Raw genomic sequence first — 15,783 nt, forward strand, 5'->3', positions numbered from 1 at the left:
TTAGGCACGCCGCCAGCGTTCATCCTGAGCCAGGATCAAACTCTCCAATAAAGTTAGTTTGTCTAGCATCTAAAAATAAAAATTGACGTTTCACGTTGTTTGTTTCGTTCAGTTTTCAAAGAACTTGTCCGCCGCTTCAGAAGCGACTTCATCATATTAACATCTTCATTTTTTGATGTCAACTAAGTTTTTAAATTTCTTTTTTGTCGTTTTCTGCGTTTCCGCATCAGCGACGTTTATTAATATACCATCATGATTTTTAAATAACAAGTGTTTTTTATAAAAAACAAAAAAAAAATTATCTATCCTACTTTCTTCTATAGAAAGAATTATTATCCTTCCTACTAAAAATAGTTATTCTGATTGTATACTACTACACTTCATTCAACCAAATTGCATTTCACAATACCTTCCCAGGTTTTCATTCTCTTCTATATTAAAGTTTATAATAATTATCCTTCTATAGAATAACGATATAACTTAGCCGTAAGAAAAAATCCCATCCACATTAAACAATTCCAATGCAAATATAAACTTAAGAATATTGTTAGAATTTTTTTACATTTAATTAATGAAAAATATCCATTTTTTGTTATATAGTAAGAAAGGATGTACTCAACTATAAATAAACCAATGGAGGAATTATTTTATGGATAGGTTAACAAAGTTTTCATTAAAAAACCGAGCTGCCATTATCATCATGATTTTTCTCATTTCCATACTCGGTGTTTATTCCGGCTCTAAATTACCTATGGAATTTTTACCAAGTATCGACAATCCAGCAATTACCGTCACAACCTTATCTCAAGGACTCGACGCTGAAACGATGACAAAGGATATAACTGATCCTCTCGAAAAACAATTTCGCAATTTAGAACACGTCGACACCATTACTTCTTCTACATACGAGGGATTATCACGTATCGACATTGCGTATACATCAAAAGCAAACATGAAAGATGCAGCACGCGAAGTCGAAAAAGCCGTCAATACAATTAAATTACCTAAAGATGTAACCAAGCCCGTAGTTAGTCAACTAAACACTTCTATGATTCCACTCGCCCAAATTACTATCCAGAAACAAAACGGGTTTTCAAAAGCAGATGAAAAACAAATTGAAAAAGAAATCGTACCACAACTCGAAAACATTGATGGTGTTGCTAATGTTATGTTTTTCGGAAAATCCACCTCTGAATTATCTATCGTACTTGATCCGAACCAATTAAAAAACAAAAACGTAACATCACAGCAGGTACTCACTGTTTTACAAGGAAAAGAAACTTCTACTCCAGCTGGGGCAATTACTGTTAATCAGGAAGAATACAACCTTCGCGTCATTGGGGACATAAAAAATGTAAATGACATTAAAAACATCACTGTGGTACCCCAAGTGAAATTGCAAGACATTGCTCAAATCGAAATCAAACAACACTACGATACAATCTCACATATAAACGGCGAAGAAGGCACTGGATTAATCATCATGAAAGAACCGAGCAAAAATGCAGTTGCAATCGGAAAAGAGATTGATAAAAAAGTTAAAGAGATAAATAAGGAATATAAAGATCAGTTTTCCATTAAACTTTTGGCCTCAACCCATGAACAAGTTGAAAATGCTGTTACTAGCATGGGAAAAGAAGTAATACTTGGAGCAATCGCTGCAACTCTAATTATCTTAATCTTTTTACGTAACTTCCGAACAACACTCATCGCTGTTGTCAGTATTCCATTATCTATTTTATTAACACTCTTTTTACTACATCAATCTAACATCACACTTAACATTTTAACCCTTGGTGGTTTAGCTGTTGCGGTTGGACGTCTCGTCGATGATAGTATCGTTGTCATCGAGAATATTTTCCGCCGTTTACAAAAAGATTCTTTCTCTAAAAATATTATTCTTGATGCAACGAAAGAAGTTGCCGTCGCAATTACTTCTTCTACTTTAACAACGGTCGCTGTTTTTTTACCTATCGGCCTCGTATCGGGAGCAATCGGAAAATTAATGTTACCTATGGTATTAGCAGTTGTATATTCTATTCTATCATCCTTAATCGTTGCACTCACAGTCGTTCCACTTATGGCTTTTTTACTACTCAAAAAAACAAAGCATCGAAAGCCAAGTTCTTCATCACGATATGTCGCTACGTTAAAGTGGTCTCTTTCTCATAAATTCATTATTCTACTTACTGCATTTTTATTATTTGCAGGATCAATTGCAGCCTATATATTACTACCGAAAGCAAACATAAAATCTGAGGACGACACAATGTTATCTATTAACATGACATTTCCAGCCGATTATAATACTGAAGCTCAAAAACAAAAAGCATTTGATTTCGAAAAGAAATTACTTTCTAATTCAGATGTAACAGACGTTATTTTACGAATGGGATCTAGCGCAGAAGATGCACAATGGGGGCAAACAACTAAAAATAACCTTGCTAGTATATTTGTAGTCTTTAAAAAAGGTTCTGATATTGATCAATATATTAAAGAGTTAAAAAAGGAAAATAAAACTTTTGAGCCTGCTGAACTTGATTATATAAAAACAAGTTATTCAAGCTCTGGCGGCGGCAACAACTTACAATTTAACGTAACAGCTACTAACGAAGCGGATTTAAAAGAGGCGGCTACTATCGTCGAAACAAAACTAAAAAGCATGGATGATCTTTCTAAAGTAAAAACGAATTTAGAAGACTCTAAGAAAGAATGGCAAATTCATATTGATCAAACAAAGGCTGAACAACTAGGTTTAACACCAGAAATAGCTGCGCAACAAGTAGCATTCCTTATGAAGAAGTCACCTATTGGCGAAATTACAATTAATAATGAAAAAACTACTATTATGATAGAACATAAAAAGGAAAACATTAGTAAACAAGAAGATATTTTAAATATAAACATACTATCACCTACTAATGGACCAATTCCTTTAAAAGACATCGCAACTATTTCAGAAAAACAAACGCAAACAGAAATTTTCCATAAAGACGGAAAAGAAACAATTCAAATTACCGCCGAAGCTTCAAATGAAGATTTGAGTAAAGTAAACACAGCAGTAAATAAAGCGATAACCGACTTAGATTTACCTAGCGGTTCAAAAGTAAATATCGCAGGAGCTACTGAATCTATGCAAGAGAATTTTACAGATTTATTCAAAATTATGGGGATTGCAATCGGGATTGTATATTTAATTATGGTTATCACCTTCGGCCAAGCACGCGCTCCTTTTGCAATCCTATTCTCCTTACCGTTAGCTGCTGTCGGTGGTATTTTAGGATTAATCATCTCAAGAACACCTGTTGATGTAAATTCCTTGATTGGCGCATTAATGTTAATCGGGATTGTTGTTACAAACGCTATTGTATTAATAGAAAGAGTCCAACAAAATCGGGAACACGGAATGGAAACTAGAGAAGCCTTACTTGAAGCAGGTTCTACTAGACTACGCCCAATTATTATGACAGCTATTACAACAATCGTTGCTATGCTCCCACTCCTATTTGGCCAATCCCAAGCAGGAAGTATGGTATCAAAAAGTTTAGCCGTCGTTGTCATCGGCGGTTTGGCAGTCTCAACTGTTCTTACATTAGTAGTCGTTCCAGTTATGTATGAACTATTAGATAAAATCGGGAGAAAAAGACGCTCCCGTAGGAAAATAAGCACTTCTACAGAAACACCTGATATTTAAAAATAAAAGACGTTATCTTCACAAATGAAGATAACGTCTTTTCTCTACTTAGTCATATAATCCATCATTTTTTCCACATATTGCTCTATAGGTTTACTAGAATCCACAATAAGGTATTCATTATTTAAAGGTCTTTGACTACCATTTAACCACTTTTCAAAACCTACTTCCGACTCCACCTTTTCAATTTGACTGATCATACGCTTACGTGTTTGCAGTCTCCTATTAATCTCTTCCATATCATTAAGATAACACTCAATATATTTATATTTCACACCATGTTTAGTTGATAATTTAATTCCTTATTCAACCATTCCCTCATATAAACACGGACTATCCAATATAACACTATGCCCTTGTTCTAAATAAGAATCAATCAATACCCATTCGGCATCATACGCAAGCCCACCAACAATCGTTGATTCAATTCCTTTTACTTTTAATGATTTTAACAACGCGGATTTCAAAACATCATGATCTATAATTACAGCACCTGTTAATTTCGCTATATACTTAGAAACTGTCGATTTTCCTGACCCAGGAAAACCTGACATTTGCAGAAAAAACAAATTAAAACTCCTCTCTAAATTACATCTGTTCGTCTATATAATTAATTACAAATTCAACAATCATTACATCCATTCCTTCTATATTAAAATACAAAAGAACCCCCTACCTATAAATAGAGAGTTCTTCTTTATAATTTATGCCGCTTTTACCTTTTTCGTTGTTTTACTTTTTCTTTTCGTTCCTGTAAAGCGCTTGTGTAATATAGACGCTATCAAGCGTGAAATAACATTGAATAGTAATACCATAATGATTAATACAGCTGCAGATTTTGTCGCAATCAACTTCGCATCTGGAATAACTCCTTCAGAATTTAATTTCCAAATGTGAACCGCTAATGTTTCAGCTGGTCTAAACGGATTTAAAGGATGCGCAGGGCTCGAGAAATCCGCTGCTGAATTTAAAATCGGGGATGTTAAACCCGCTGTGTAAATTAATGCTGCCGCTTCCCCAAATATACGACCCGCCGCTAAAATAATCCCTGTAATAATTTGTGGTAATGACGATGGGATAATAATACGAGCGATTGTTTGCCACTTCGTTGCACCTAATCCAAGACTTGCCTCTTTTACATTATGAGGAACTTCTGAAATCGCATTTTCACAAACACGCGTTAAACCTGGTAAATTTAAAATAGTTAAAGCAAGAGCACCACCCATTACTGTGTATCCCCAACCTGTCATTGTAACGAACACTAACAAACCAAATAAACCAACAACAATAGAAGGTAAAGACGCCATCGTCTCTATACATAGACGAACAAAATTTAAAAAACGTCCTTGTTTTGCGTACTCTGCTAAATATATTCCAGCACCTAATCCAAGAGGAATAGATATAATAAGCGTTATAACAAGCATGTAGAAGGAATTGAATAACTGCGGACCAATCCCACCACCAGCTCTTGTATTGCTTGGTTCTCCAAACAAGAAATTAGGATCCCAAAATCCCCATCCCTTTTGTAAAATCTCAAATACTAAGAACACTAGCAAAGCTACAACTAAAGCCGCAACCGCATAAAAGATACCTGTCCAAACTTTATTTACCGTTCTTGCATTCATTATTATCGCTCACCTCTTTGCCCAATCGCTCGAATTACTAAAATAAACAGGAATGAAATAACAAGTAAAATCATCGCTAAAGTCCATAGCGCATTGTTCCAAGCAGTTCCGTTCAATGTATTCGTCATGTCCATTGTTAAAATACCAGTTAACGTCGCTGTCGGACTATATATTCCTTCTGGTAATTTAATCGTATTCCCGATTACCATTTGAACCGCTAACGCTTCACCGAAAGCACGCGCTAAGCCTAAAACAACACCTGTTAAAATCCCTTTTTTCGCAGCAGGAACAATCACTCGGCTAATCGCTTGCCATTTCGTTGATCCTAGACCATAAGAAGCTTCTAAATAATCAAATGGAACAGAACGTATTGCATCAGAAGCGATACTAGCAATAGTAGGTAAAATCATAATACTTAATACAACAATACCTGCAATTAAACTAAAGCCTACTCCCCCAAACGAATCACGTAATAGTGGTACTAAAATCGTAACACCTAATAATCCGTATACAACCGAAGGAATACCAACTAACAATTCTAGAACAGGCTTCAACACTTTATTTCCAAACTTTGGCGAAATTAAATTCATGAATATAGCAAGAGCTATAGCAATTGGTGCACTAATAATAACCGCACCTAACGAAACCACCGTTGAACCTACAATGAAAATTAAAGCCCCGAAGGATCCTTGATCAGCATTTGGATTCCATTTTGTCGATGTTAACATCTCAGTAAACGAGATACCACTTTGTGTAAAAGATTGAATACCTTTACCACAAATAAACGCAATAATAGCTAATGTAATTAAAACAATAAAAATACCACAAAACGTAACAAGTGATCTTCCTATATATTCACTTTTTACGTAATTAATTTGTTTTTTCCCCTTCATCACAGGACAGACCCCACTTCACAGATTGAAATGAACAGGACTGGCCTTGCAGCCAGCCCCATAAAACTTTATTACTTATTTAATTTAGACATTGGAATGTAGCCCATATCTTCTACTTGCTTTTCAAAGTCTTTACCTTTTACATAATCGATGTAAGCTTTTGTTGCTTCTTTCGCTTCACCTTTTGTTACCATATACTCGTAAGACCAGAATGGATATTTACCAGACGCAATGTTTTCAACTTTCGGTTCAGCACCATCAATTTTCACTGTTTGTAGTGCACCTTTTTTATCTCCAACCATGTAAGACATCGCTAAATAGCTTACTGAACCTGGAGTAGAATTGATAGCTTGCTCTACTGCACCGTTAGAATCTTGTGTTGTACCAGTTCCATCATTAATTTTCGCGTCTTTCATAATCGTTTTTTCAAATGTAGCACGTGTACCAGATGAAGCCGGACGATTAATTACGTTGATTTTTTCATCTTTTCCGCCTACTTCTTTCCAGTTTGTTACTTTTCCAGTGAAGATATCTTGTACTTGTTGCACTGTTAAGTTATCAACTTTTACATCTTTATTTACGACAAGAGCGAATGCAATACCCGCTACCTTGTTATCTACTAATTCTTTCGCCTTTTCAGCATCTTTTATTTTATCTCCAGACGGAACATCTGAATTACCAATTTGTACTGCACCAGATGCTACTTGGTTAATCCCAGTTCCACTACCGCCACCTTGAACTTGAATAGAAACTTTTGAATTTTTCTCCATGAATTTCTTTCCAGCTTCCTCCGCAAGAGGTAGAAGAGCTGTAGAACCAGCTGCTGCAATCGTACCTGATAATTCTTGTTTTGTATTATCGCTTCCTTTAGCAGTTTCTTTACTAGTTGTATCTTCTGCTTTCCCACACCCAACTAATGCTCCTGCTACCACTAAAGCTGCTAAAGAAAATTTAATACCTTTTTTCATAACCATGTCTTGTACCCCCATTTGGATTATCACTTTTCGAATTCATTTTCTTTCGAACACAAATTCATTGTAGGACAACAATATTATGTGAGTGTTAAGCAATTTTTAATTTTAAGTAAATGACGATAATCATCCTCAAAAGCTAGGAATCCCAACATTTGTAGTTAAAGAAGCAAACAAAAACCACACTAACTATGCTGTAATGTAAATTTATTCTTAACAATGTAAATTCAATGTAAATGTTTTTCTCTCTTTTTCCCTTTTAGTTAAAGTTACATTTACAATTCCGCTGTATTTTGTAACTTTTTCACGCCTAATTTATGCACATTAAAAAGAATTTCAGTAATATTTTTTAGTACAACTAAATAAATTGGAACAATTCTAAAATTAAATGAATATTTTTAAAGTACTAATTGACAGCATCATCCAATGTAGTCTACTATATTACTAACAAAAAGTTTACCTAAGGAAACTTTTTAAACTAACACTAAAAATATAGAGAAGAGGTAACTTTTATGGTATCGGCTAATACTAAACCCCTTTCCGAGTTTAAAACAGGGGAGTTTGTACAAATTGAGAAGATACAATTAGAAGGAACTATGAAACGACGTTTATTAGATTTGGGATTTATCCCAGGGGCAACGATTAAAGTATTGCAACGCAGTCCACTTGGAGATCCGGTCGCTTATCAAGTGAGCAACACAACTATTGCACTGCGCAAAGAAGAAAGCTCCCTTATTTTCGGGGTATTAATAGGAGATGATTTCAGATGAGCAAACATCGTATTGCTTTAGCTGGTAACCCGAATACCGGGAAAAGTACATTATTTAATACTTTAACAGGTTTAAAACAACATACTGGAAACTGGACGGGAAAAACTGTTTTAAAAGCTGAAGGAGAATATGAACATAACGGAAGTAATTATACATTAATAGATTTACCTGGAACTTACTCACTATACTCAAATTCCGCAGACGAAGAAGTAGCGAGGGATTATATTATATTCGAAAAACCAGAAGTAACTGTAGTTGTCATAGACGCAACTGCTATGGAAAGAAATTTAAATTTAGCACTCCAGGTGATGGAGATGACAAATAATGTAGTCATTTGCATTAACTTAATTGATGAAGCCGAGAAAAAAGGGATTGTTATCGATGAAAAGAAATTAGCAAAATCACTTGGTGTACCTGTCGTTAAAATTTCAGCACGTAACCGAGTAGGTATTGGTCATTTGCTAAATGTTATTGCAAAAGTAGCAAATAAAAAACTAATTCCAACACCAATTAAAATTACTTACAGCGAAAAAATCGAAAATATGATTCAGGAATTAGAACCACAAATTTATAAAGTGTTCGGTGATACGTATCCAGCACGTTGGATTGCGTTACGTATATTAGATGGAGATAAAAATTTCTTAACTACACTTCAAAAACACCATAATGAACCACTTGTAAGGGAGGTCGTAATTAATGGAATCTCACTCAGCCAGTAAAGCTCTTCCATTAGACTATATTATTCAACATGCACAAACACTTTCAAAAGAAGATATACGAGATGATATAGTCGGAGATATTTACCGAACATCTGCAAGCATATGTAAAGAATCTGTCCAATATACAAATACTGATAAATTATATCGTTCCGAAAAACTAGATAAAATTTTCACATCTCCAATCTGGGGATTCCCAATTATGCTCGGTATTTTATCTATTATTTTTTATCTTACAATTGCAGGCGCTAACGTACCATCTGATATGATTGCCGAATTCTTCGGATGGGCCGAAGGATATTTAACATCTTGGTTCCAAGCAGCGCATGCACCTGAATGGTTACATGGCATTTTAATACTTGGTTTGTTCCGTGGTATCGGTGCTGTTATTAGCGTTATGTTACCACCTATGGCAATCTTTTTCCCTATGTTCGCGCTATTAGAAAACTACGGATACTTACCACGTGTCGCGTTTAATATGGACCGCTTATTCAAACGATCCGGCGCACACGGGAAACAATCTTTAACAATGGCAATGGGATTTGGTTGTAATGCAGCAGCCATTATGTCAACACGTATCATTGAATCACCACGTGAACGTATGCTAGCAATTTTAACGAACAACTTCGTTCCTTGTAACGGTCGCTGGCCTATGTTAATTTTAATGGCTTCACTATTTATGGCTGCTGGTTATACAGGCAGTATGCAAACATTGGTTACTGCTGGCGTTGTAGTTGGAATGGTTGTAATTGGTGTTATTATGACATTAACTGTTTCTTGGGTACTATCAAAAACAGCCTTAAAAGGGGTTCCAACTCACTACACACTGGAGTTACCTCCGTACCGCAAGCCAAAAGTTTGGAATACAATTGTTCGCGCAACACTCGATAAATCAATCTACGTTTTAAAACGAGCTATAGTTGTTGCTGCCCCTGCAGCTGCATTAACTTGGTTACTTGCTAATATTTTTATCGGTGACACAAGCTTACTTATGTATTTTGTAAATTTCCTAGATCCATTTGCTAAAATGTTAGGACTTGACGGGTTTATTCTAGCTGCATTCATTCTTGGACTACCCGCTAATGAAATTGTAATCCCAATTTTATTAATGTCTTACTTATCAACTGGGGCTTTAACTGAAATAGATGATTTTAATCAAATTAAAAATCTATTCCTAGAAAATGGTTGGACTTGGTTAACAGCGTTAAACACAATGTTGTTCTCACTTCTTCATTTCCCGTGTGGAACAACACTGGTTAACATATACAAAGAAACAAAAAGTGCAAAATGGACATTCTTATCGTTTGCAATCCCTACCGTTATCGCCATTGTTGTTACATTCCTCTCTACACAATTGGTACATTGGTTAGGGCTTGTATAAAACAAAGCATACATAGAAGGCATCCCCCTTCACATATGCTTTGCCCGAAAGAAACCTGAAAATCATTCAGGTTTCTTTTTTTGTACATCAGTATTCCACGGCTGCGCTCCATACGTTGTGAGTTTTTTATGAATGAAATAAATAGCCCCCGGCAGCACCGCCATTAATATCGTGCAACTAATTCCTAATCCAGTAAACAACTTTCATCACCTTATTTCACTCTTTTCGGTAAAGCTGAACCTGAATGTTCAATTGTTGGATGAACGTGAACAGTAATTTCAGCATTACTAAAGTAATTTTCGCCTTGATCCCAATTCTTACTTATTTTTGTCCATTCTTTATAATTATGTCTCTTATACACTTCCCCTAACTCTAATACATCTACCTTATATTTTTTTTGAACAAGCTTAATCGATTTTTGAATACGCTCCTCCATTTCTTCCGATATATCCTTCTCTAAACGCTTTTCATTCAAAACCTTTTTATGATCACTAAAGTGCAACTCAGCTATTGTACCTTCCAGAAATAAATGAATATTAAATTTCGGTTTTGTAGCATTCGTTGTGGATACTTTAATTTTTCGACGTAACTTATGAATTTCATATGTAATAAGTTGATTCTTTTTACGGATGGTAAAAAAACCTCCAATTTTTTTACCTATTATATAATTCATCCCTAATGTTTCTTCCCCACTCAAATTGCCTACACACTTATTATCCTTTCCACGAAACAATGCTGCACCGTTCATTTGTACTCCTTGCTTTGTTAGTTCCAGAATAGGCAATACAAAACTTCGGTTAGAGATCATCTTTTCCTGCACCTCACCAATTCTTGCAGCCTCAATCATTTGGGCATTTTTCGGAGGGTGTTCAGCTAACATATCAATATACTGCGCCGGTAAATTTTCAGGCTTGGCACTTTGTTTTAAAATAGCTTCGGCATTTTTATTAGAAACGAACAAACGAATATTTCTTCTCATCTCATGATCGCGAATATATACATCTAACGTATTTTGTAAAATGTATGGATGTGAAAGTAATTCTTCAGAGAAAATAATCACCTGTATATGAGGGAAAAATAATGTACGACTAATTTTTTTTGCGATTATTCTTATTTGTTCAAATACACTATCTGCTTTTGCACTAACATTAATATAATTTTCGCTATCCCCACCCCCTTGTCCGCCCTGTTGAGACAATTTACTAGGGAGTACCATCTGATAGGTCCCTTTCATAATTGGATTCGCTTTCTTCTCCTTCACGATATCGTAAGCCGCTCCTACTACAAATCCTCTTTCTTCTATCTCTTCTAACTCGGAACACCCACTCATAAATCCAGTTAAAGCCATAACCATTATAATTTTAAGAAGGTGTTTCATTGCCACCATTCCTTCTTTTTATTTTATATATAATTAAAACGAGCAAAGGAGCTAACACAACAAACCCCATATCTATCCAAGCTAAATAAGTCCCATAACTTGATAAAGTATTCAAACTACTAGGTATCATATTCACCATAAAAATAATAGGGGCACTTACGAAAATAAAAATATGTTTCTTCACTTTCGGAAACATAGCACAAAACAATAAAGATGCGACGTCATAATACATTGCTGTAGTGTTATAAATTGTAATAATCCAAGTCGTAAAAAAAATCGCATCAAACCTTTCTAAAAATCCTCCCCCAATTTCAATTTCTTTCCCTAATTCAATTGTTGGATATGTCAATCCACGTGTTGTCATATAAGTAAAAACGCTAATACAAGTTACATAAATTAAAATGTATGACAGTACGTTTACCATCACCGCTTTCGCGACTGCCATTGGCGCTTTTTTCGCTGTCTTATCATTTAGCAACACCGCATAAAATAAAGCTACTTCAAATCCAATAAACGTAAAAATAGAATTTTTAACTCCAACAGCATATTGACTTACTTTCGTTTGAAAAGCTGGTAGTAAATTATTTATTTCCATTAAATTTATATTCAATAAAGAAAGAAGTACTATTGCAATTAAAACAATAGGTAAGAATAAAACATTTAACCTTAATAAGGCTGCTCGTGATCCTGCTATTCCATAAATAACAACTAATAAGAAGAAGAAAGACAGTAGTTGTATCGGTGTATCACTAAATAAATACGTTTGAGAAATAACTGAAATCATTCGCGATTCATATGCTGTCAAAGCAGCAAACGTTAATACTAAAATACTACTAATTGTGTATGCAACAGGCTTCGTCAAATGCGCACTCGTATATTGAACAAAATTTTGTTTCGGAAATAAGATAGCTACTCTCGTCACAAACCAACCTAAAACTGCGCAAATCAATCCACCCAAAAGTAAGATAATCCAACCGTCCGAAAATAAAGTTTGGTTAGCGATATCTCTTGGCATAGACAATGCCCCTATACCAATAATGGTCGATGATACCGCAAACCCAATTTCCCGAGATCCAATCTCTTCATCGCCATACTCAAATGGTTTCACTTATTTTCGCTCCTTTGGACGTATTGTAGAATCTTTTGTTTGTAAGTACTCTGGTCTATCTTTCAACATCGATTTTGGCATGCGAATAAATTCTTCTTTCCAATCTTTATAAAATGCAGGAGCAATTGGGGTTGTATACGGTATACCAACACTTGTTAAATTTGTAATATGAATAGCAAGTGCAATCAGAGCTAGAATGATCCCATACAATCCAAAAGCCGTTGCAGCTAATACAAAGACGAAAAGTAAAATTCGGAACGTAATCGTAATACTATATACAGGAAGCGAAAACGTAGCAATCGCAGTAACCGCAATAATAATAACTAAAAACGGATTTACAATCCCTGCATTTACCGCAGCTTCTCCAATTACAAGACCTCCTACAATCCCTATCGTTTGTCCCATCGGTTTCGGCAATCGGATTCCAGCTTCTCGTATTAATTCCATAGTCAAGGCCATCATTAACGTTTCAATATATGCTGGAAACGGAACACCTTCCCTCGCACCCGCAATTGAATAAGCCAGTTTAGAAGGAATAAGTCCTTGATGGTAAGATACAAGCGCTACATACATAGCTGGTAACAAAACCGCAATTATACCTGAACCCATACGTAAAAATCTTAATAACGTTCCAATCACCCAGCGCTCGTAATGATCTTCTACAGATTGAAAAATATCAACAAATACGAGTGGCGCGATAAGAGCAAACGGGGATCCATCTACTAAAATGGCCGCCTTCCCTTTCGCTAATGAGGCTATAATATTATCAGGCCTCTCCGTATTCAAAAATTGTGGAAATGGGGATAAATTATTATCCTGAATTAATTGTTCAATCGTACCTGTTTCCAAAACGACATCTGTCACTATTGATTGAAGACGGCGATCTAACTCTTTTACAATGTGAGGATTAATAATATCCTCTATATATACTAGGGTTACTTCTTTCTGCGATCGCTTCCCCATAATATAAGATTGGAACCTCAACTTTGGATCACGTAAACCGCGTCGGATTAACATTTTATTCACATTAATATCTTCATTTAATCCAACTCTCGGTCCGCGTATTAAATCTTCTGTCACTGGTGGTTCTAAACTTCTCTTCTCCCAAGCTCTACTATTAATAACGATAGCGGTTTGAATATTATCAATTAATATAACTGTATCTCCCGCTAATATCGCATTCATAATATCTGGAAACTTCTTCTTTACACCCACTTCTGCGATAGAAATAAAACGATCCAATAACGTTTGAACAACAGCTTCCTCATTTATAATTTCTTCGTATTGCAGTGTGCGAATGACATATTTATAAACATTATCCTTATCTGTCAATCCACATAAAAACACAACCGCACAACGTGTAAAACTCCCAGCAAGAGCAACTTCTCTAATTGTTAAATCATTAGGTGAACCTAACTCATCCCTAATTTCTTTCATAACTTCAAATAAGTTACCTTCAAGCTCTAACAATTTCCCCACCTAACTTCCTTTTCAACAAGTTTTTAGTTAGATTCCGCTAATAGAAGAAAATATATACAAAAAAGAGCTATCTCTTTGCAAAGATAGCTCCAATAAACGAATTACTTTTCTACTATTGTAGTGTTTTTCTTTATAAATACACCTTTTGTAAATCCACTAACTACAAACATCACAATCATATTAATTAACAATGCGACTATGCCCACATTCAAATCTTTTATATACTGCGGAAAACTCGGAAACATCGTAGCTATAGTTGAGCCAGATAAGGTAATATATGCGACCACTAACAGCCCAACTCCCATTCCTGCAATCGCTCCTTGCTTCGTAACAATTTGGCGTGGAAACAAGCTACATACAAGTGCAGGGAAAAGTTGCGTAACGATACTGTACCCCATTAAGAGAAGCGCTCCTATTGTTTCCCCTCCTTTAAATGTAAATAAAACTGCCACGAGCGTTACTACAGGCACAAATAATTTTGCCATCTTAGCAACTTGTCTATCTGAAGCAGACGGAACAATCGTTCGATAAATATTTTTTGCTAACAGTGTAGAAGCCGCCATAACAAGCATAGAGCCTGGAACCAATGCCGTTAATACTCCCGCACTACCAATAATCCCAATAAACCAAGGATCAAAAGTTTGTAAAGCAAGACGGACTAACGAAAGATCTACATCCGCTCCCTTTAACCCAGGAACTTGCAATATAGCAGCAAACCCTGCGAAAAATACGAAGAGTAACACTAAAGAATACAATGGCATAATTGCTGCATTTTTACGAAATACTTTTTCATTTTTTGCAGAAAAAGCAGAAGCAAATGTATGAGGCCACATATAGAAACCGAGGGCCGTTAATATAATAGTAGAAACAAACCAAGAAATACTCATTCCTTCTTCAGGTAAAGATAAAAATCCTGGTTTCGCTGCTTCTACAGCTTCAAACATCGGCTGAAATCCTCCATAATAATGATACGGTAAATATATACCTAAAAACATAACGATAAACAGTATCATAATATCCTTCAAAGCAGCCGTCCAAGCTGAACCGTGTATACCTGAAACCATTACATATATAGTTATAACAATGGCACCAATCCAAACCGCAACAACAGGTGATACCCTTCCGTAAGACGCTTCTGAAACGATAATTCCCAGTCCCTTTAACTGTAAAACAAGATATGGGATGATGGAAACAACACCAACAATTGAAACAATAAGTCCAAGCGCCTTACTTCTGTATTTCTTCGCAAAAAAATCCGACTGCGAAACAAGGTTATGCTCTTTTGCATACTTCCAAATCGGTGGTAATAAAAAATACGATAAAAGATAAGCTAAAGCGCCATAGCCTAAAATATAAAAGGTAGGTGCGCCTTTACTATATGCCCAGCCGCTTCCTCCTAAAAATGTAAACGTCGTATAAATTTCACCTGCCATAAGGAGAAAAACAAAAATAGTGCCAAACCCTCTTCCTCCAACTGACCATTGCTCTAAATTCATATCTTTTCCATGTTGTGCCCGAATCCCTAAAAATAGTGCGAGAAACAAAAATAAAATAATAATAAGTAATGCAGTCATTTTACATCCTCCTTATTAGCAGGATCAAACACGTACACAAGCCCCATACAAAGAGATGTAATAAACACTGATAATAATACCCAAAATAATAAAAAGGGCATCCCTAATACGTAAGGAGTAACCGAATTCGCAAATATTGGCCCAACTACTAAACAAAGAACTGGAATAAGCGCTAGGATGTGTATTTTCTTCAT

Annotated in this window: 13 protein-coding genes and 1 pseudogene; 4 read left to right on the forward strand and 10 right to left on the reverse strand. The window is 35.5% G+C overall.

Features of this window, described 5'->3' with window-relative positions:
* Nucleotides 1-649 precede the first annotated feature (649 nt).
* Complete coding sequence (locus tag H6481_RS10570) at nucleotides 650-3,694, forward strand: efflux RND transporter permease subunit (RefSeq protein WP_071732204.1); 3,045 nt, start codon at nucleotides 650-652, stop codon at nucleotides 3,692-3,694.
* A gap of 44 nt (nucleotides 3,695-3,738) precedes the next feature.
* Here H6481_RS10570 and H6481_RS10575 read toward each other — a convergent pair.
* From H6481_RS10575 to H6481_RS10590, 4 genes and pseudogenes are all read right to left on the reverse strand, one after another.
* Nucleotides 3,739-4,263: pseudogene (locus H6481_RS10575) on the reverse strand (AAA family ATPase).
* A gap of 135 nt (nucleotides 4,264-4,398) precedes the next feature.
* Entirely contained in the window at nucleotides 4,399-5,319 is a 921-nt protein-coding gene (gene pstA, locus H6481_RS10580) for a phosphate ABC transporter permease PstA (RefSeq protein WP_098919687.1), read from the reverse strand.
* Between the two features lie 2 nt (nucleotides 5,320-5,321).
* Entirely contained in the window at nucleotides 5,322-6,212 is an 891-nt protein-coding gene (pstC, locus tag H6481_RS10585) for a phosphate ABC transporter permease subunit PstC (RefSeq protein WP_000676676.1), read from the reverse strand.
* Between the two features lie 71 nt (nucleotides 6,213-6,283).
* A complete protein-coding gene (locus H6481_RS10590; protein ID WP_000245112.1) occupies nucleotides 6,284-7,186 on the reverse strand; it encodes a phosphate ABC transporter substrate-binding protein PstS family protein in 903 nt (300 codons plus the stop codon).
* 509 nt (nucleotides 7,187-7,695) lie between these two features.
* On the opposite strand from H6481_RS10590, the gene H6481_RS10595 reads away from it, so the two are divergent.
* The 3 genes from H6481_RS10595 to H6481_RS10605 are packed head-to-tail and all read left to right on the forward strand — an operon-like array spanning nucleotide 7,696 to nucleotide 10,050.
* Entirely contained in the window at nucleotides 7,696-7,953 is a 258-nt protein-coding gene (locus tag H6481_RS10595; protein WP_000252989.1) for a FeoA family protein, read from the forward strand.
* Nucleotides 7,950-8,672: a FeoB small GTPase domain-containing protein gene (locus tag H6481_RS10600; RefSeq protein WP_000033865.1), complete on the forward strand. Its 723-nt coding sequence runs from the start codon at nucleotides 7,950-7,952 to the stop codon at nucleotides 8,670-8,672. The genes H6481_RS10595 and H6481_RS10600 overlap by 4 nt, the downstream gene beginning before the upstream one ends.
* Entirely contained in the window at nucleotides 8,650-10,050 is a 1,401-nt protein-coding gene (locus tag H6481_RS10605) for a nucleoside recognition domain-containing protein (protein ID WP_000443602.1), read from the forward strand. The genes H6481_RS10600 and H6481_RS10605 overlap by 23 nt, the downstream gene beginning before the upstream one ends.
* A gap of 62 nt (nucleotides 10,051-10,112) precedes the next feature.
* Here the strand turns inward: H6481_RS10605 and H6481_RS10610 are convergent, their stop codons facing one another.
* The 6 genes from H6481_RS10610 to H6481_RS10635 form a co-directional block, all read right to left on the reverse strand.
* On the reverse strand, nucleotides 10,113-10,250 hold the full coding sequence (locus H6481_RS10610; protein WP_000493991.1) for a hypothetical protein: 138 nt from the start codon (nucleotides 10,248-10,250) through the stop codon (nucleotides 10,113-10,115).
* 11 nt (nucleotides 10,251-10,261) lie between these two features.
* Complete coding sequence (gerLC, locus tag H6481_RS10615) at nucleotides 10,262-11,428, reverse strand: spore germination protein GerLC (protein WP_023521200.1); 1,167 nt, start codon at nucleotides 11,426-11,428, stop codon at nucleotides 10,262-10,264.
* Entirely contained in the window at nucleotides 11,412-12,536 is a 1,125-nt protein-coding gene (gerLB, locus tag H6481_RS10620) for a spore germination protein GerLB (protein WP_000802006.1), read from the reverse strand. The genes gerLC and gerLB overlap by 17 nt, the downstream gene beginning before the upstream one ends.
* Nucleotides 12,537-14,015 carry a spore germination protein GerLA gene (gene gerLA / locus H6481_RS10625; protein ID WP_003269520.1) on the reverse strand — a complete coding sequence of 493 codons (1,479 nt, stop codon included), beginning with the start codon at nucleotides 14,013-14,015 and terminating at the stop codon, nucleotides 12,537-12,539. It lies immediately after the preceding gene.
* 101 nt (nucleotides 14,016-14,116) lie between these two features.
* Complete coding sequence (locus H6481_RS10630; RefSeq protein ID WP_063546480.1) at nucleotides 14,117-15,589, reverse strand: sodium:solute symporter; 1,473 nt, start codon at nucleotides 15,587-15,589, stop codon at nucleotides 14,117-14,119.
* Entirely contained in the window at nucleotides 15,586-15,783 is a 198-nt protein-coding gene (locus tag H6481_RS10635; protein ID WP_000719836.1) for a DUF3311 domain-containing protein, read from the reverse strand. The genes H6481_RS10630 and H6481_RS10635 overlap by 4 nt, the downstream gene beginning before the upstream one ends.

The organism is Bacillus sp. ME78, assembly GCF_903970865.1.
GTDB lineage: Bacteria > Bacillota > Bacilli > Bacillales > Bacillaceae_G > Bacillus_A > Bacillus_A cereus.

Bases quoted from the DNA above. Each gene is read 5' to 3' on its own strand.
- H6481_RS10605 (WP_000443602.1), top strand. From the start codon at position 8,650: ATGGAATCTCACTCAGCCAGTAAAGCTCTTCCATTAGACTATATTATT.
- pstC (WP_000676676.1), bottom strand. From the start codon at position 6,212: ATGAAGGGGAAAAAACAAATTAATTACGTAAAAAGTGAATATATAGGA.
- H6481_RS10635 (WP_000719836.1), bottom strand. From the start codon at position 15,783: ATGAAGAAAATACACATCCTAGCGCTTATTCCAGTTCTTTGTTTAGTA.
- H6481_RS10630 (WP_063546480.1), bottom strand. From the start codon at position 15,589: ATGACTGCATTACTTATTATTATTTTATTTTTGTTTCTCGCACTATTT.
- pstA (WP_098919687.1), bottom strand. From the start codon at position 5,319: ATGAATGCAAGAACGGTAAATAAAGTTTGGACAGGTATCTTTTATGCG.
- H6481_RS10590 (WP_000245112.1), bottom strand. From the start codon at position 7,186: ATGGTTATGAAAAAAGGTATTAAATTTTCTTTAGCAGCTTTAGTGGTA.
- H6481_RS10595 (WP_000252989.1), top strand. From the start codon at position 7,696: ATGGTATCGGCTAATACTAAACCCCTTTCCGAGTTTAAAACAGGGGAG.
- H6481_RS10600 (WP_000033865.1), top strand. From the start codon at position 7,950: ATGAGCAAACATCGTATTGCTTTAGCTGGTAACCCGAATACCGGGAAA.
- H6481_RS10570 (WP_071732204.1), top strand. From the start codon at position 650: ATGGATAGGTTAACAAAGTTTTCATTAAAAAACCGAGCTGCCATTATC.
- gerLC (WP_023521200.1), bottom strand. From the start codon at position 11,428: ATGAAACACCTTCTTAAAATTATAATGGTTATGGCTTTAACTGGATTT.